The organism is Paenibacillus terrae (genome assembly GCF_000943545.1).
GTDB classification, from domain to species: Bacteria; Bacillota; Bacilli; order Paenibacillales; family Paenibacillaceae; genus Paenibacillus; species Paenibacillus terrae_A.
Map to the genome: position 1 here is coordinate 1 of NZ_JTHP01000084.1, position 16,862 is coordinate 16,862.

Here is a 16,862-nt window from a genome sequence, read left to right on the forward strand (position 1 = left end):
CAAAAATCTTCACATTTATTCACCTTCCTCTTTACACAATAATACTCTCTTTACTTTTCAGCCAATATCAGACAATTATTTTTTGGTTTCTAGATTTATTTTTAATCATCCATGCAATCCTGCACCTATTTTTTGAAAAGCACCCCCGTAATGGATTTAAGAATACGTTCTCTAGATCAATTATTTATCCAATGGGAATTCTTGCGGTAATTCATTTATTATTACTATTTAAAAAATGAGTGAATGCGAACACAAAATGTTTGAAGTTATACTCTAACGGGAAACGTTAAGATTAGTTTAATAATCACGTGATCACCTATACCTAATGGCGGTCATATTTTTGTTCAAGAATCAACAAAGTACGATAACAAACCCAACAACAAAAAATAGGGGCTCGCTTCCCCTATTTACCATTTCCGCCAATACATTATACTTCCGCACGAATCAAGTAAAGATTTATATTCATGGGGATATGGCAGTCTAGAAGCCAAAAACATTATGCCATTAAAAGCCGCATAAATCGCGGCTTTTTTTAATTTATGGGATGATAGTTTCACAGCAACGAGTCCGTAGAAATCTTATGCGATACCGGATCCGCTTCCACTACAGCTTCTTATTGAACTATCCTGCCCGTTCGTATTATGAGGCCAACCATTTCTTTCTGGTTGATCCTTAGCTGAACTCCGTCTCTACCTGAAATTTTCTGTATGCTCATGCAGAAAAGCGTCTAGCTTGCGGGGCTCTCTACCGAGCAAGCGCTTTACAATGTCCGTTGGTCTTTCCGGAACCACCGTAGACATAGTTTGAATTTCCACAACGTGATTCGCAAGCCAAGGAGGCATATGCCCGTGCTCGATGAGATTGCGGAGTAGTGCTTGGGGCTCCATGTTGATGTAGCGTATCGGCCGATCGAGCAGGACGGATAGTTTACTCGCGATCTGAGGATAGCTGAAAATATCCGAACCGGTAAGCGTATAGATTTGGCCAGATACCTCTCGATTGGTCAGAACTTCTGCAGCGACATCTGCGATATCGCGACAGTCAATGAAGTTACAGGGTGAATCGCTCATGGAGCCGAAGAAAGCATTTTGGGTTGTGACCGTTGTTGCAAAGCGCAATAAGTTTTGCATGAACGCATAGGGGCGTAACACGGTATGGGTGACACCCGATTCGCTAAGGGTTTTCTCGATTTCGTAATGCCAGCCCGCCACTGCTACTGGAGAGCTCTTCTCAAAGGCAGGACTGGATATCTTTACGATGTGCTTGATGCCAGCTTTGGCGGCAATCTGAATAATCGAAGTTTCTAATTCAATTTGTCTTGGACTATTGGATATTGCAAGAAAGAGCTGGTTAGCTCCTGCAAACGCGCGGCGCAACGATTCGGGGTCGGAAGCATTAGCCGATGCAACCTCGATAGTCGACCAGCCTTTTTCTCCAATCTGATCACGCAACTTCTCAGGCTCTCTGCTCAGCGCCCTGGCGGGTACTCCAAGATCAACCAAACGTTCCAAAAGCGCACTGCCTATCGTACCTGTTGCTCCAATAATAACTATCATTCTTATCTTCTCCTTTTGGATGAAAAATTTGTAGTGACGGCAAGACGCCACCGCCATGTCACTATCGTACTTGCTATGAATCCGGACAACGGGAAATCGATCCAGACACGACCGACCCAGGCCAAGTGATTGCTCGGAATCATAATTTCTAGTAAACCAGATGTCGCCCATGCGGCGAATAGGCCAAATGTTGCTCCCACCAACGCGAACAGCCCAACCACAACCAAGTGAGGTGCGCCGATGATCCACCCTTTATGGCCTCCTCTACTGCGCAGCCAAAGGCCAAGCATCAAAGCCAAGAAGGCCGATGTTCCGCCAATTGTGGTCAAGGCCCCTAATTGTAGCCCCTTGTCGGCAGTGACCAATCCCCCGATACCTGCCATAATGGCAGGAGACGCATAGGCCATTACAACTTCACGCCACAGTACAAAAGTCTTTGTGCCAGAACCAGCAGACTTGATTTCGTAAACACCATCTGTCTGATTGGGATACTCCGTCGTCTTGTTCATTTAATGGCTCCTTTATTCTTTTTAATCGTTCAACGGTTGCTTTCAGTGATATATAATTAGGATCCTAACTATATAAGAATGAAAATGGGCTAGCTTCACTAGCCCATTCTACTCATTACTGATGTGTTTCTTTAGTTCGCTTTGGTTCGTCCGTAAGTGCCGATATACCTTGTGTAACTCGGCCTAACAGATCGAGGAATACGCTGCGTTCCTCGATATTCAGTAATCCCACCATGGCTTCCAGCCGAGCGAAATGCTCAGGAGCCATTTCACGAAGCTTCTTCGCTCCTTGCTCTGTCAATATGACCGCTTTCTGACGTCCATCCTCTGAACTTGATCGCCGGGATACTAGTCCATCTCGCTCAAGAGTATCGATAAGACCAGTCACTGTAGCACGTGTCACACCTAGATGCTCAGATAATTGCGAGGGCAACTCTTCTCCTTCGTTATCTTCAAGGTCTGCCAATAAACGATATCGCCCTGTTGATAAACCGAATCTGGAGAAATGAATCTCTGCGGCATGTCCAAGCTTGGCTCCCGCTTCCATTAGCCTAGACGCGACGAGTATAGCCTGTGCATCTAGGTCTAGGTTATAGCGATCAATCTGACGCTTGGATTGTGCAAGCGAGGGAATAGCATCAATGTCGTTGGTTATTTTATTATCCTTGTTCATATACATAGTATGGTTCCTAATTATTTTTGTGTCAACACATTTTTTTACCACATCTTCATTTTCAGCTTTTTTCCTTTTTCTACAGTGGCAATTATCAAATCGTCTCTAAATTTGTGTAGGCCAATTAATACATTTCTTTTCTGGTGTTCCGTCTTCTAGCACATAGGCATTCAAAGGGGATAACACTGTGGCAGAAAACTGTCCATTCGAGTCGATATAGTTCAATTTGTAGCTCTCGCCAAAGATTTCAGATTGTTTCCATAGCTGTAGTTTATGCTCTTTATCCCAATGATTCATATCTACGTCTATATTATGTATGGCTTCGTCCTGATCCGAATTGGACACATAGTTTACTGAGCGGCCTTGTCCTGGTTGCTCATTGAGCTCTCGTTCCACATATGTACTATTTGAACTTTTTTATAAAATTTTTTTGGTCCTTTGTAAACATATAACCACGTTGTTCGTAGAACCTGTGAGCATGTATTCGACTTGGGTGAGATAACAGTTTAATCCCAGAAAATCCATGGCTCTTTCCCCACTGTTCAAGACGCTCAATCAACAGGCTACCTACACCTTGATTTCTATACTTTTCTTTTACAACAAATCCCAGTACATTTACTAAAGAGTCAGAAAAAAGTAATTCATACGGGCTCCCATGAATATATCCTATTACCTCGTTGTTTTCTTCACAAACAAAGATCATATCTTTTGTTTTCTTTGTTATGATTTCAATCTTCTCTTTTACTTTTTCTTCAGAAAATAGATATAGTTTTGGGTTAAAGTCTTGGTTTAACAAATAAATATCATGATAATCAGTTACCCTAATTCCCCTGACATTTTTTTCTTTCATTCTTGAACGCCTCCTTTTTTCATCACGGACACCCGAAATAAATGTTAGACGTCTTTGTACATTTTGGCAAGGCTATACGCTTGCACTGATCTGCCCACTTGTCTAACCTGATAGTTGTATCTGAGGTTATCCGAATTGTCTTCTTCAAACTTTTGTTTCATGTAGCTCTGTGCCATATTCAATAAGTCTTCGGCTTCCAGTATTTTCTGCTCCCGGTATTCTCGCCCCATTTCTTACGCAATCCCCGAGGTGTAGGGACATACACCATTTCACCATGTACGTACTTCTGTATTTCCCTTAGTAATTCTTCTGGAAAGATGATAACTGCATTTACATATTTCATGATAGCTCTGCTCCTTAAAATAGTTGGAATTTTTAAGGTAGCAAAGTCATTACTATACACAATGATCACCATTCTGGCGGAAATTATTTCTAGCTCTATACAAACAACCGCCGTTGTTCATAATGTAGACTTTGCATAGAGCATACCATTAAACTTTTCTTAAATCTTGCCATAGTGAACCTCCTTCCTATAATAACGCATAGAATTCTGTATAATTTTACATTTAGTAACAATCAACTATGTTTACCTCTCGTTTTCCGTTAACTTAATCGTGGGTTGTCTCCTCAAATTATTCAACTATAATCTTCAATCAATGATATTTCCCCTTCTTTAATCCGTTAGGCAAATCAACAGCCAATATTGCTTCATAATCAATGTGTATCTCTATTTTGTCATCTATAGCACTATAATTGGTAGAACTAATAGTTTTTCCTTTACTTGAAACAAGGTATATCGCTGGGTAGACGAATACAAAAAGGGATGCTCGCATTGGGAGTATCCCTTTCTTTTACTCTTCCTGTCCATCAATCATTTTTTCGACATACTCAATAGATACACCGTATTTAGTAAGGGAAGTTACAGGAAATCTGCACGTGCTGGTGTAAATGCATCTAGCAGAATACCGTCATCCTCCAGTGGGATACAGCCATGAAGAGTATCGGATGGAAAATGGATGCTGTCTCCTTCTCTAACGGTCTGCACATCCTTTGTTTCGCCATTATCGATCATAAACTTAAAACTTCCCTTCAATACATAAGTGACTTGTTCATGGATATGCTTATGCAACGGGATCTCCCCTGTTTGGGCTTTAGCAAACATCACTTTGACATACATAAGCTGGTCGCTGTGGGCCAGCACTTTCCGGGTGGTATTACTGTCAACGGTATCAAGTTGAATATATTGGTCGTTAAAAAACATGGATAATTCCTCCTCATTTAGAACACAAATTATTGAGATGAGTTATTCTAAAAAACTTCATAAATCGATTTAGTTTAAAACCAACGGAAAATAAGCCACAATACTCCGGAAAGGGTAGTAAAGTCGGGATCGGCGAATGTCACCCCTTCGGCACCCAAAAAAGAAAAGAGCGGCAAGGTGAGGGCCGGCAGCAGACAGAGCAAGAATCCATTAAGACAACTGGAAATGACAGCCCCTCTGAAACCACCGCTGGAATTGCCGAATATCGCGGCTGCACCACCAGCGAGGAAGCAGGCCATGATCCCCGGCACAATGACAGGCAATCCGACAAGCGGAAAAAGAAAGACGCAGGCAACGCCTGTGAAGAAGCTGACCAAGAAGCCGACCAACGCGGAATTGGGTGATTTGTCGAACAGTACCAGAACATCCACACCAGGGATTGCTCCAGGTGCGAACACTTGGGAGAACCCTTTGAAAGCGGGTACAATTTCAGTCGTGAACAGCTTAACACCTGCTTTTGCGATATACAAGCCGGCAGCAAAAATAGCTGACTGTTCGAGGATGAAGACGATGTATTCTTTGCCATCAGATAATTTGCTGACATAATCAGAACCAGCAACCAGTCCGGATACCAGTAAAAGCACAAGCATCGTCAAGGTCGTTGCAACATTGGGGTCGCGCAAAAAACTGATGCGGTCATTAATTTTTACATTTTCGGTGTCATTTTCACGGTTGCCAAAAACTTTTCCTAAATAGGTGCCGAGAATGTAAGAGGTCATGGAAGCATGAGCAATCGTATATTCATCAGATTTGATAATGTTTTTGCTGGCATTCCGGAGCAGGTAAGGGAACACTGCCATATAGCTCCCGATTACCAAAGAACCGACGATGATCGTAGTCAGCGAACTGAGACCAAGACCTTTCATAACGGCTGTAGCGGCAAAGCTCATGAACAGAATCAAGTGAAGAGACAAATAAATGTACTTGAACTTGGTCAGGCGTGCAAGCACGATGTTAAGAATCATGGAAAAGAGTAGAATGAGCGCAGCATCCGCCCCGATCTGATCAATGGTCAGTGCCATGATGGCTTCATTGCTTGGTACGACACCTTTAAGTTTGAACGCATAAGAAAAAATTTGGCTGAAGTTGGTGAGAACGCCTCCTAAAATTCCGCCGCCGACTTTGATCATGGTGAAGCCCATGAAAGAAAGGGTAGTTCCCGTAATGATCTCGGATACTTTCTTCCTCTGGAATATAAGGCCGAGTAATGTCACAATCGCGATAATGATGGATGGCTCCCTGATAATACTCATAAACATTTCCATAGTGATCTCCGACTTTCTTTTATTAATTTTCACTCTTACTAAATCGATTTAGTAATACTTGAAAAAAATTTCCCTTCCGGGAATGTAAAAAGAAGCAGAATTATTTTTTTGTGAATTATATCACAATTGAATCCATAAATTATTCGTTTAAGATTCATTCCTCCCCTCGCTTAAATCGCTATTATCACTAAAATCAGGTAAATAAAGAAATGAAAAGGTATTCATGACTCGAATCATAGGATCATTATAGCTCATTATTTTCTTTTTACAATAGAATTCATAAAAACGTTTCCAAAAAGATAAAAAGACTTATTCAAATTATTCAGTTCAATTTTTGGACAGATTCTCTGTGGTTAATGGCCGGATTCAATCGGATGATTTCTGACAGCTCCTCATGATCCTGCTCTTTTTGATCGATTTTCTCCAGCAGCAGCCTCGCACTTCTTTTCCCCATTTCAAAGCTCGGCTGGGAAACGGTAGTGATCGGCGGATTATAAAAAGACGCAAAGGATACATCATCTATGCCAATCAAGGAGAAGTCATTAGGTATGGTCAGACGATTATTTTTTGCATAAATCAGCACCTGCTCCAAAATCATGTCATTAGTAGCGATGATTGCGGTGGGCGGGTTCTTCATGTGGAATAGTTGTCCAATAAGATTTGGTATTTCATCCAACCTGCCGCTTTTGATATAGTTTTCATTCACTGATATGTCATGTTTGCCCATCGTATTTCTATAACCGGACAGCCGCTCACTTCGTGTGGTGATCGCTTTTTTGCCTAAAGGGAACGTGATGATGCCAATGTTTTTATGACCATGCTCAATGAGTTCTTCAACCGCAAGCTCGCTGGCTTTTTCATTATTCAACAGCACCGTGTCTACGCTGATTTCATCGATTTTTCGGTCCACAAACACGAAAGGATAGCCATTCTTGACAAGGGAAACATATAATTTCTTGTTCTCTTCCGTCGGAAAAATGATAAGTCCATCCACTTGCCGAGCAATCATCGACTGGACATACTTTTTCTCTTTGAGCGAATCATCATCGGTATTGCAGACAATGACCTGAACATTTTCCAGTTGGCATTCATCTTCAATTGCACGCACGACTTCTGTTGTAAATCTCGATAAAATAGTTGAAGAAATAACCCCCACAATAAAGGTCTTCTTCTGCTTGAGACTGCGTGCCACCTCATTGGGAATATAGTTGAGATCCTCAATCGCTTGCTCGATCTTCTTCTTGGTTTTTTCACTCATATAGTTGTATCTCTTATGCAGAAACTGCGAAACTGTGCTCTTCGACACCCCTGCACGTTCTGCAACTTCTTTCATCGTTGTGACCATGGTTAACCCCCTTTCTTTTTCTGCGTGTTAAGCGTGTTCATTTTCAAATATATATTCTGCAACCTATATGTAAAGTGAATTTCACTTTATTATATACCTTCTTGTAAAGAAATCTTAGAAATATATGAATTTTATGAACTTGTTTGATGGAATATTTGAACATAAAATGAAATTGTAATCGGTTACAAATATATTCAAATAAAGGAGGAAGCAAAAATATGAAGAAAAAAGGGTTGAAAAAGACATTTTTCGTCATTGCCTCCCTCGTAATGGGCTTTTCACTGTATGGCTACACTCCCCCTTCAGCAGATGCAGCCAGTGTGAAAGGATATTACCACACCGCAGGAAGCAAGATTGTGGACGAATCCGGGAAAGAGGCGGCATTCAACGGACTAAACTGGTTCGGTCTGGAAACCCCTAATTACACCTTGCATGGACTGTGGAGCCGTTCAATGGACGACATGCTGGACCAGGTGAAGAAAGAAGGCTACAATCTGATCCGTCTGCCTTACAGTAATCAGTTGTTCGATTCCAGTTCCCGTCCGGACAGTATTGATTATTCCAAAAATCCTGATCTGGTCGGATTGACTCCGATTCAAATTATGGACAAGCTGATCGAAAAAGCTGGACAACGCGGTATTCAGATTATCCTTGACCGTCACCGTCCAGGCTCAGGTGGACAATCCGAGCTGTGGTACACGTCCCAGTACCCTGAGACTCGTTGGATCAGTGACTGGAAAATGTTAGCTGAACGTTATAAAAACAACCCTACTGTCATTGGCGCGGATTTGCACAACGAGCCACACGGTCAGGCAAGCTGGGGTACAGGCAATATCTCCACAGACTGGCGTCTGGCGGCACAGCGTGCAGGGAATGCCATTCTGTCCGTGAATCCAAAATGGCTGATTCTCGTAGAAGGTGTGGACCACAATGTACAAGGCAACAATAGCCAATACTGGTGGGGCGGCAACCTGACAGGTGTAGCGAACTACCCTGTTGTTCTGGATGTACCGAACCGTGTCGTATATTCTCCGCATGATTATGGCCCTGGTGTGTCCTCGCAGCCATGGTTCAACGACCCTGCCTTCCCGTCCAACCTGCCAGCCATCTGGGATCAAACCTGGGGCTACATTAGCAAGCAAAACATAGCTCCGGTGCTGGTCGGTGAATTCGGCGGTCGTAATGTCGATATGTCCTCCACTGAGGGCAAGTGGCAAAATGCACTCGTAGACTATATTCGTGCCAACAACCTGTACTTCACATACTGGTCCCTAAATCCGAATAGTGGCGACACGGGTGGATTGCTGCTGGACGATTGGGTTACCTGGAATCGTCCGAAGCAGGATATGCTGAGCCGGATTATGAAGCCTGTCATCTTCGCAGCAGAGCAAGCGAAAACAACCGCCGAATAAGCCTGTCGTCCATGCTTAGCAGGTGAATGATAGCAGCCAACCTTTCAAAAGCTTATTCCAACTTAAACATGAGTGGGAATAAGCTTTTTTTACATAACATCTGATTTCTTCATTATTTCATATAGTCTTCTATATATTTATTATGCTTGGGTATAATGCCGCAGTATTTAAATACATTATCATTGTTATAAATCTCAAAAACTAATTCTTTTGTTTGCTATTCAATACATATAAAGCTTTATTAACAAGTTGATCAGCTTGGCGGGTTGTTTCAGGTAAACGGTATCGAGGAGAAATCTTTAAAATCCATTCACAGGCTGTAGTTAGTGATATTCGATGACCAATAGAAACAAAGATCGGTTTGATATGATTCTGTGTTCTAAGAACACTCCCAATTTCCTCATCACTATCGACAAGAGGAGAACGCTCTCCCCTCATTTTTCCGGGTTCTATATAATCACCTAGTAATCTGGTTTTCCCACAACCAATTGTGGGAACGTCAAATAAAACTCCTAAATGGCTTGCCAACCCAAAACGTCTTGGATGGGCAATTCCCTGTCCATCACAAACAATTAAATCAGGTGTATTTTTCAACAATTTTAAAGCCTTAATAATTGGAGGTAATTCTCTAAAAGAAAATAATCCAGGAATATACGGGAAATGTATGGCATCTTCTGCTACAACAGATTCAATAACTTCTAAAGTTTTAGCATTGAAAACCACAACCGCAGCAAAAAGCTGACTTGTATATTCACTGTATGCAACGTCGATACCGGCAACATAATTAATTTCTAAAAAATGATCCTGTTTTATTACTTTCAGAGATAATCTCTTTTGTAAAGCTAAAGCATCTGTTTCTGTTATATCCCAAGGATGGTCAAGAATTTGTTTCATGTAATAATCTCCATTTACATTTATTGTGAAAATAATGAATTATTTCATCTAAAGTATACCATACTGTCATCTAAAAATAGGGTGGTAAATCAGTATTAAACAAGTAGTTCTATTGTGCCAAGTAATCTGTGGAGAAAAGTCGAGTCTTTCAATATTTTGTGTAAATTCATTTTTCAGCCCCAACAACAAGATCGTACAACACAGCCAAACAAAAAAACAACTTGCCATCCCTCTCTATGAGAGTTAACATACGCACACTCATTACAACTGCTACGCTTAAGAATTAAGAGATCACTTATCCATGCTCCTTTCACAAATCCAAGCGGATTCACTACGTCACGACGAAGTTGACCTTGGTATGGAGGGAGACGACCTGATTTGACTGTCCCGACTACATTTTATAAATAATGAAGCTCCCAATCCCAATCGTTGGCACAACAAAACAAAAAAACCGTTTCCCGGTTGATAATGTCAAGCGTGCAATCCTGCACACTCCACCATTCAACTGAAGACGGTTATTTGTTGATGTTCTTCACAATACATCCATCAAGATGGGCCTCCCCATGAATAACGCGGTGCGTATTAAGGATGCCGGAGCGAAGCTGAAGCGGCAGGTACAAACAGCGCATTATTTAAATAACTTCCGTCAGCCGCCACTGCCCCGGAGCGCTCTCCTGATAGCCTCGACCGCTCCGGTCGCGCCCGCTTCGTTGCCGAGTGCCGCCTTGCGAATGTCCACAGCAACAGGACTTAATGCGGAGACACGTTCGGCCAATTCGCCAGCATATTCCGCATTTTTCTCCACGACGCCGCCACCCAGCACAACAAGCTGTGGATTAAGCGTGATGGTCAAGTTGGCGATGGCAACGGCCATCAGATGATAAGCCCGGTCCAACACGCGGGCCGCGAGCTGACTGCCCTCTGCAGCCGCCGCGAAGACATGCTTGGCCGTGACCGGACCGCCAGCCGCCTGCAGCGAGAGCACCGGGCACAGCTCCCCGTCTTCCATACAACGCGCCGCCTGTAATGCGATGCCAGTACCGGAAGCATGATTCTCCAACGCCCCGAACCTCTCCAAGACACCGCTCTTCCCTGCGGACAGCGTCTCCCGATCCATTTCGATCACGAAGTACCCGATCTCCCCAGCGGAGAAGGTCACCCCTTTATACAGCTGCCCGTTCAGGTACAACGCACCGCCGATGCCAGTACCGACCGTAATCATTATAAAATGTTCACAGCCAGCCGCTGCACCCTTGCACTGCTCCCCAAGCGCCGCCATGTTCACATCATTGTCCAGCACCACGATTCCTTCATAGTTGTGCGCAATCCACGGACGAATATCCTCTGCCGGCCAGTCCAATGCAGGTGCGCTGGACAGAATGCCTGTCTGCTCGTTCATCACTCCCGGCAAGCCGATACCCACTCCAGCCAGTTTGGAAAGTTTGGTTCCATGAGCTTGGCAAAATTGCCCCAGCTCGGCAAACAGCCATTCCATAAAGCTTTTCGGGTCCCTGCTCAGCTGCGTATCGAGCTTGCGTTTGCCGCGAATGCTCCCGTCCACCCCAGCGAGGCAAAACAAGGTCTTGGTGCCGCCGACATCAATCCCCGCGATCCACGCGGTAGGTGTGTCCGGCTTAGCATCGCCCGTCATCCATGATCCCTCCATTCCAGCGTGGTGCCATCAATTACGATGGTTCCGGATGCGGCACCATACACATAGGACACCTCGACCCGCTGACGCGCAGGATCGATCTCCCACGCGGTCAGGCGGAGCGGCTCGCCGTTATCGGCCGAATCCTCCGGCAGACACACCGTAAGAATGCCTGCTTTTCCTGAAAAAGCGGCTTGTCCCTGTAACACAGGCGTCTCCGCTTTGGAGCCGTATATTTTCGATACCCAGCCCTGCTGTTCGCTGACCTTGAAGCGCCCTTCCGTCAACCCGGCCGTTGTCCACTGTATAGCAAGCTTGACAGAAGAACCCGGATAAACCAAGGAAGCGGAAGCGCCCAGACTACCCGTCTCGCCCTCCAACAGCTCTACTACAGCTTCCGGGTGCAGATGAAACCGTTGCTCCATCTCGTGCTCCGCTTCGGCTTCCAGCCAATCCGCTAACAGCATTATCGGAACCTCTGAGCCAAGCAGCACCCATCTGCGATGTGTTACAGGATCGGACAAGTGAGTATAACCGTCATGGGAAGCATCAATGAAGTGATAATGGCTGTTGCTCTCCCAGCGGTATGTCTTCGCTTCGGCCGCAGGCGTGCCCCATTGTTGCGTGGATACATACGGCGTCTGGTCCTCGCCATCCACCGTGATCGTATTATGCGCCCGCGTGCTTTTGAAATAATGGCGCCATTCCCCTTCTTCGTAGGTATACCGTCCGGTATCTGTGAAAAAAAGCTGCTGCTTCCACATCCATTCCAGATTCAGCGCATCGGCATGACCGTGCGCCCCGCCCATAGCGGCGGCGTCAAAAAACAAATACTGCTGCTCATCCCGCATTACATAGTACCCGGTCTGTGGAAATGTCCGGCTCTCCGTTGAAGGCTTGTAAGCAGCCTGAAGCTGCATACAACGTCCATATTTCTCCGCTCCCAGCAGCCACAGGCTTTCCGAGCTATCCGCCCCTCGGCAGATCAGTTCGTCATCTTCGAGAATCGCGCCCAACAGCGTCAACCGCTGCCGCCCGTCACCAACCCAGTCGGAGTCGCCGACTCCGGTAGATTGATGGTCTGGCCGAATAAGCGCCTCCGTGAATGCCGTCATTTTGCGAAGTTGCTCGCCGAACCATTCCGAGAAGGGATAACCGGACAGCCGACCCAGCAAATAAGGGGTGCCGAACATTTCGATGCTGGCATTGTGATAATGGGTCGTAAGCTCAATCTGCACCCCTTCGGGACCAACCTGATGCAGCAGGCAAAGCTCCAGCCGCTCGGCCGCCAACTGCCGCCAATACGGCGCACGTGGATGCCAATGATAAAATGTAGCGATCATGAACAGACCTTGCATATGCATAATGGCATGATTAATTTCGGTACTGCCCAGATACCGGGTGAGGAACTCAGCATGTTCTTCCAGCCCCTGTAAAAATTCGGCGTGAAACGGTTCCGTCAGCAGTGGGCTGTCCTCCATATATTTGTAGGCAGATATCCAGGACTGCACGCGCAAGCCGGTTTCCAGCAGCCGCCAAGGACCAAGCTTCTGGAAGAAAACGGCTTCTTCATAGGACGGAACGACTGGAACCGGGTTCTGCTTCCGCCAACCGCGATAATGGTTGATAAACGCGGAGACATACTGCGGATTGCCATTCATCAGGTATGCTTTGCCCAGATCCGGCATATGCCAATGCCGATTGATTCCCCAGGTGAACTCCGGGTCCTTGGAGGGATTATGCAGCCAATCTACCGGATCGCCTAGTGGAATCCAGCGGCTCAAGTCATGGGTGTAAGGCACGATAAATTCATTGACCACAGCATGATCGGCAATGGCGATTGACGCTTCGGCTTCGCCGGGAAAATGGCGGGCGTAATACTCCGCAGTCCTGCGCAATTCGAGCTGCGGCAGGTAATAGTCGTTCATTGCTGATCCTCAAGGAAATCTTCGCGGAAGGGATTGAACACATCCAGAATGACGGAGTCTTCCAGCGCCTTCACGCCATGCAGAACGTTATAACCCGCATAGAAGCTATCTCCCGCCTTGAGAATGCGCGTCTCGTCGCCGACTCGGACCTCGAAGCTTCCTTTTACAATATAGCTGACCTGCTCATGCTTATCGTGGGAATGGACTTCTCCGACTCCGCCCTTGCGAAAGGTGACCTCCACCATCATCAGCGTTCCACCCATACCGAGAATTTTGCGAGAGCTGCTTCCGTCAATGACATGCGTTTTGGCTTCCCCATTTTCAATAATCATGCTTTCCTACCCCTTTCAGATAAAATAAGCGGCCGAACCGCTTGGGGAATCGGCCGCGGGACAGCCACAGGTTATTCTTCTGTGGACAATTTGCCCTGTAGCTTGGCAGCATCAAAATTGGGATCAGCGACAATATTGGTAGTACCGGATGCTCTTAATTTTTCCAAAGATGTATTATACCTGGTATCCAAATCCTTGATTATGGCATTCACATCACCGCCGGTGAATACAAATACGTTAAAGGCTTCTGCCCATTTCATGCCTTCCAAAGAGCTTTCCGTAATTATACTTGGATTAGCTGGATAAATAGCGTCAACCCGTTTTGGCAGGAATCCTTCAATGCCCGGAATACTCGGCTTCTTGCCTGAGCTCAACACGGCTGGGATTAAGGAGATTCCATAACCCTTTTCATAGTATTCACTTTGCAATTCCTTGCTGTACACGTACTCCATAAACTTCCAGGCCGCTTCCTTATGGGCGGAATCTGCGCTGATACCAATGTAGGAACCGCCGATAATTTGCGATGCGCCTTTAATGGTTCCGTCAATAGACGGCACGGGAACCGCTCCCCAGTTTTCGGTGGTCGGGAACTGGTCCTTGTACACTCCGGGTTCAGCCGAGTGGTTAATGTACATCCCGATTTTACCTTGGGCAAATTGCGCGCGCAGCGGATCGATATCCAGATTCTCCACTCCCGGCAGCATACTGCCGTCTTCTTTCATTTGCCGCAGCGCCAAAGCGATATCCTTGTACATGCCAAAATCAAACTGGCCTGTTTTGTAATTGTAACCGTCGATGCCTGTATTGTTGCTGACGCCTGCAATCGTATTCGCCGCCCGCCAGAAGCCGTTTCCGCTCTTGAACGGACTGGCAAAGCCGTAAATACCTTCGCTTTTGCCGACCTCTGTAATCTTTTTGGCCGCAACCACCATGTCGGCAAGCGTTTTGGGAGGAGTAGCGATGCCTGCTTTCTTAAAGATATCTTTATTATAAATCAGTCTCCAGATTTGCCCGGTGTTGGGCAAGGTAAATATCTTGCCGTCGATGGTGTTCTTATTCTCGATCAGGCTGTCTTTGAAGGTCGCCTTCATCTCGTCGCTCATATAGGAGTTGATCGGGGCCAGATAGCCTTTCTTGTAATAGGTCTGGAAATCGTTGACTTGCAGTACATCCGGAGCCTGCTTGCTGGCAAACGAGATGTCCACCGCCTGCGGATAATTGTCGCCCATAACGTTCATTTCCACTTCAATATTATCTCGGTTTGTCTGGTTAAACTTGTCAACCTTTGCTTTCATGAAATCGGCATCATGGCGGTCAGGCGTCCAGTAAATGATTTTGGTTTTCGCTCCCGTAGTTCCTTTGGAATCGGCCGGAGCGTCATTATTGCCACTGTCCGATGAACAGCCGCCCAGGCTCAAGGCCAGGACTGCGCTCAGTGTTAGGATAATCCACTTCTTAACCATCGTTATGCCCCCTTTTGTTTTTCCGGACAACCTCTGCGGTTACCCGTTAACGTAATCATAGTGGTTCCGTTTTCACGGGAGTGAGGGACATTTTAACTTTGTATGGGGGAAAAAATGATTGTCCCGGCTTGGTGTTCATTTCAAATACATCTGCCTGAAACTGGTGGGCGTCATGCCACAATACTTTTTAAACAGACCGCTGAAATACGGACGGTCCTCATATCCGAGCATCTGTGAAATTTCCTGAACCTGTACTCCTGCAATCAGCAGTTCCTTTGCTCTTTCCATTCTCATCTTGGTAATATATTGGATCAGGGTCATGCCTGTCTCCTTCTTGAAGGCGTTTGCAAAATAACTTGGGCTTAAATGAACCGCCCGAGCGCAATTGTGCAGCGTTAGATTCTCCTGAAGATGCAGGCGGATGTATTCCCTGGCCCGATGGATCGCTTGCGTAACATCCCTGAGCCGCTTCTTCTCTACAAATTCACAGCCCTTACTGCTGAAATGATTGATGTAGCTCTTCCAGCCGCCGAAGGTCAACGAACGGTTCTCCTCCAGCGCTGTTAAGTCAGCCTCCAACTGGATGCGTTCTTCCTCGGTGATCTCGTCACAAAACGCCCGATACATGGCGAAGGCGAGCCCTGACAGTAAGCGGATCATAGCCAGTGGCTCCGGAAATTTGTGGGACAATGTCCATTGGTGAAAAATGTCGTCAATCATGAGGTGACAGCTCGTTTTATTACCGCATCTCAGCGCATACAGCAATTCCTTTTCCTTCTCCACAGGGTAGTCTGGAGCTGCAAAATCCTCCTGCGCCAGTTCCGTATACCGGAACACGCAATTGCCCTCGCTGTAAAAACGATAAGCCAGCGCTTTGGCGGCATGCACAAACGCTGTATGGATTTCTCTCGGTCCCCGGGCCATCGTGCCCAGGCCAATCGAAACGGTTTTTTTGCTGAATTTCTCCACATTCTCCCTGCAAAGTTCCAGCAACACTGAAGTCTCCATCCCATCTGGCGGATTAAAGATGGCTGCTAGCCGCTGCTTGCTCTCATGCAGCACAACACCCCGGGTATGCAAATTCAGCGTCTCGTCCAAAATATTTTTGATCGCAAAGGGAATGATTTCGTTGTCGTCAAGATGCAGAGTGTAGCCATATTCGGTATAGCAGTCCATTTCGATGGCCATGACCATTAGTTTATCGGCTTCCAGATCAATATGGAGATCGCTCCAACGGCTATCGCTTAGGCGGCCACCTGTTTCCTGGCGAAGCAGACTGGTCAAATAATCCTGGCGGAGCTGCAAATGGCTGGCGTCCATTTTTTGCTCCAAATGCTTAAGCTGCTCCGACTTGGCCCGTTCGGACTCGATTACTTTTTTCACTTTCAGCACTGCTTCCAGAATTTCCGGCGGAGTGAACGGTTTTAGCAAATAATCGGAAGCGCCAAGCTTAATCGCTTCCTGCGCATAGCTGAAATCGGAATAACCGCTGATAAAAATAAATTTGGCGCGTAAACATTGGCCAGAAGCGCGCCTCATCAGCTCCAGACCGTTGAGCTTCGGCATCCGGATATCACTGATGACGATATCCGGATCTTTCTCCAGCAGAAGAGTCCAACCATGCTCACCATCGCCTGCGGTGCCCACAACCTAGTCGTCGTGT

The 16,862-nt window shown here is 45.9% G+C and carries 17 protein-coding genes; 2 read left to right on the top strand and 15 right to left on the bottom strand.

What is annotated here, in order from left to right; genetic code table 11:
- The first annotated feature begins 5 nt into the window (after positions 1-5).
- Positions 6-239: a DUF6713 family protein gene (locus QD47_RS33990; protein WP_327204692.1), complete on the top strand. Its 234-nt coding sequence runs from the start codon at positions 6-8 to the stop codon at positions 237-239.
- A 450-nt stretch (positions 240-689) separates the two neighbouring features.
- On the opposite strand, the gene QD47_RS26120 is transcribed toward QD47_RS33990, so the two are convergent.
- The 9 genes from QD47_RS26120 to QD47_RS26160 all read right to left on the bottom strand — a co-directional run bounded on the left by QD47_RS26120 (position 690) and on the right by QD47_RS26160 (position 7,519).
- Positions 690-1,556 (bottom strand): SDR family oxidoreductase, encoded by an 867-nt coding sequence (locus tag QD47_RS26120; protein WP_044648857.1) that lies wholly within the window; start codon positions 1,554-1,556, stop codon positions 690-692.
- Between the two features lie 2 nt (positions 1,557-1,558).
- A complete protein-coding gene (locus tag QD47_RS26125) occupies positions 1,559-1,963 on the bottom strand; it encodes a hypothetical protein (protein ID WP_327204691.1) in 405 nt (134 codons plus the stop codon).
- A 217-nt stretch (positions 1,964-2,180) separates the two neighbouring features.
- Positions 2,181-2,738 (bottom strand): MarR family winged helix-turn-helix transcriptional regulator, encoded by a 558-nt coding sequence (locus QD47_RS26130; protein ID WP_044648871.1) that lies wholly within the window; start codon positions 2,736-2,738, stop codon positions 2,181-2,183.
- 105 nt (positions 2,739-2,843) lie between these two features.
- A complete protein-coding gene (locus QD47_RS26135) occupies positions 2,844-3,035 on the bottom strand; it encodes a phage portal protein (RefSeq protein WP_235332368.1) in 192 nt (63 codons plus the stop codon).
- A gap of 106 nt (positions 3,036-3,141) precedes the next feature.
- Positions 3,142-3,588 (bottom strand): GNAT family N-acetyltransferase, encoded by a 447-nt coding sequence (locus QD47_RS26140; RefSeq protein ID WP_044648860.1) that lies wholly within the window; start codon positions 3,586-3,588, stop codon positions 3,142-3,144.
- Between the two features lie 178 nt (positions 3,589-3,766).
- Entirely contained in the window at positions 3,767-3,931 is a 165-nt protein-coding gene (locus QD47_RS32690; protein WP_200893524.1) for a hypothetical protein, read from the bottom strand.
- A 576-nt stretch (positions 3,932-4,507) separates the two neighbouring features.
- Positions 4,508-4,849: a cupin domain-containing protein gene (locus tag QD47_RS26150; RefSeq protein WP_044648862.1), complete on the bottom strand. Its 342-nt coding sequence runs from the start codon at positions 4,847-4,849 to the stop codon at positions 4,508-4,510.
- A 74-nt stretch (positions 4,850-4,923) separates the two neighbouring features.
- Complete coding sequence (locus tag QD47_RS26155; RefSeq protein ID WP_044648863.1) at positions 4,924-6,174, bottom strand: PTS ascorbate transporter subunit IIC; 1,251 nt, start codon at positions 6,172-6,174, stop codon at positions 4,924-4,926.
- A 322-nt stretch (positions 6,175-6,496) separates the two neighbouring features.
- Complete coding sequence (locus QD47_RS26160) at positions 6,497-7,519, bottom strand: substrate-binding domain-containing protein (protein ID WP_044648864.1); 1,023 nt, start codon at positions 7,517-7,519, stop codon at positions 6,497-6,499.
- A gap of 218 nt (positions 7,520-7,737) precedes the next feature.
- Between QD47_RS26160 and QD47_RS26165 the strand changes: the two genes are divergently transcribed.
- Positions 7,738-8,931: a glycoside hydrolase family 5 protein gene (locus QD47_RS26165; protein ID WP_044648865.1), complete on the top strand. Its 1,194-nt coding sequence runs from the start codon at positions 7,738-7,740 to the stop codon at positions 8,929-8,931.
- A gap of 201 nt (positions 8,932-9,132) precedes the next feature.
- On the opposite strand, the gene nfi is transcribed toward QD47_RS26165, so the two are convergent.
- The 6 genes from nfi to QD47_RS26195 form a co-directional block, all read right to left on the bottom strand.
- Entirely contained in the window at positions 9,133-9,825 is a 693-nt protein-coding gene (gene nfi, locus QD47_RS26170; RefSeq protein WP_044648866.1) for a deoxyribonuclease V, read from the bottom strand.
- 646 nt (positions 9,826-10,471) lie between these two features.
- Positions 10,472-11,476 carry an ROK family protein gene (locus tag QD47_RS26175; RefSeq protein WP_044648867.1) on the bottom strand — a complete coding sequence of 335 codons (1,005 nt, stop codon included), beginning with the start codon at positions 11,474-11,476 and terminating at the stop codon, positions 10,472-10,474.
- On the bottom strand, positions 11,473-13,404 hold the full coding sequence (locus tag QD47_RS26180) for an alginate lyase family protein (protein WP_044648868.1): 1,932 nt from the start codon (positions 13,402-13,404) through the stop codon (positions 11,473-11,475). The genes QD47_RS26175 and QD47_RS26180 overlap by 4 nt, the downstream gene beginning before the upstream one ends.
- Positions 13,401-13,736, bottom strand: a complete 336-nt coding sequence (locus tag QD47_RS26185; RefSeq protein ID WP_044648869.1) for a cupin domain-containing protein — start codon at positions 13,734-13,736, stop codon at positions 13,401-13,403. The genes QD47_RS26180 and QD47_RS26185 overlap by 4 nt, the downstream gene beginning before the upstream one ends.
- Positions 13,737-13,807: 71 nt before the next feature.
- Positions 13,808-15,199, bottom strand: a complete 1,392-nt coding sequence (locus QD47_RS26190; RefSeq protein WP_044648870.1) for an ABC transporter substrate-binding protein — start codon at positions 15,197-15,199, stop codon at positions 13,808-13,810.
- A gap of 135 nt (positions 15,200-15,334) precedes the next feature.
- The gene (locus QD47_RS26195; RefSeq protein WP_235332367.1) at positions 15,335-16,846 is read right to left on the bottom strand and encodes a helix-turn-helix domain-containing protein; all 1,512 of its coding nucleotides are present in this window, start codon (positions 16,844-16,846) and stop codon (positions 15,335-15,337) included.
- Positions 16,847-16,862 lie beyond the last annotated feature (16 nt).

Bases quoted from the DNA above. Each gene is read 5' to 3' on its own strand.
- nfi (WP_044648866.1), bottom strand. From the start codon at position 9,825: ATGAAACAAATTCTTGACCATCCTTGGGATATAACAGAAACAGATGCT.
- QD47_RS26125 (WP_327204691.1), bottom strand. From the start codon at position 1,963: ATGGCCTATGCGTCTCCTGCCATTATGGCAGGTATCGGGGGATTGGTC.
- QD47_RS26140 (WP_044648860.1), bottom strand. From the start codon at position 3,588: ATGAAAGAAAAAAATGTCAGGGGAATTAGGGTAACTGATTATCATGAT.
- QD47_RS26155 (WP_044648863.1), bottom strand. From the start codon at position 6,174: ATGGAAATGTTTATGAGTATTATCAGGGAGCCATCCATCATTATCGCG.
- QD47_RS26185 (WP_044648869.1), bottom strand. From the start codon at position 13,736: ATGATTATTGAAAATGGGGAAGCCAAAACGCATGTCATTGACGGAAGC.
- QD47_RS26120 (WP_044648857.1), bottom strand. From the start codon at position 1,556: ATGATAGTTATTATTGGAGCAACAGGTACGATAGGCAGTGCGCTTTTG.
- QD47_RS26130 (WP_044648871.1), bottom strand. From the start codon at position 2,738: ATGAACAAGGATAATAAAATAACCAACGACATTGATGCTATTCCCTCG.
- QD47_RS26150 (WP_044648862.1), bottom strand. From the start codon at position 4,849: ATGTTTTTTAACGACCAATATATTCAACTTGATACCGTTGACAGTAAT.
- QD47_RS26180 (WP_044648868.1), bottom strand. From the start codon at position 13,404: ATGAACGACTATTACCTGCCGCAGCTCGAATTGCGCAGGACTGCGGAG.
- QD47_RS26135 (WP_235332368.1), bottom strand. From the start codon at position 3,035: ATGAATCATTGGGATAAAGAGCATAAACTACAGCTATGGAAACAATCT.
- QD47_RS32690 (WP_200893524.1), bottom strand. From the start codon at position 3,931: ATGAAATATGTAAATGCAGTTATCATCTTTCCAGAAGAATTACTAAGG.
- QD47_RS26175 (WP_044648867.1), bottom strand. From the start codon at position 11,476: ATGACGGGCGATGCTAAGCCGGACACACCTACCGCGTGGATCGCGGGG.
- QD47_RS26165 (WP_044648865.1), top strand. From the start codon at position 7,738: ATGAAGAAAAAAGGGTTGAAAAAGACATTTTTCGTCATTGCCTCCCTC.
- QD47_RS26160 (WP_044648864.1), bottom strand. From the start codon at position 7,519: ATGGTCACAACGATGAAAGAAGTTGCAGAACGTGCAGGGGTGTCGAAG.
- QD47_RS26190 (WP_044648870.1), bottom strand. From the start codon at position 15,199: ATGGTTAAGAAGTGGATTATCCTAACACTGAGCGCAGTCCTGGCCTTG.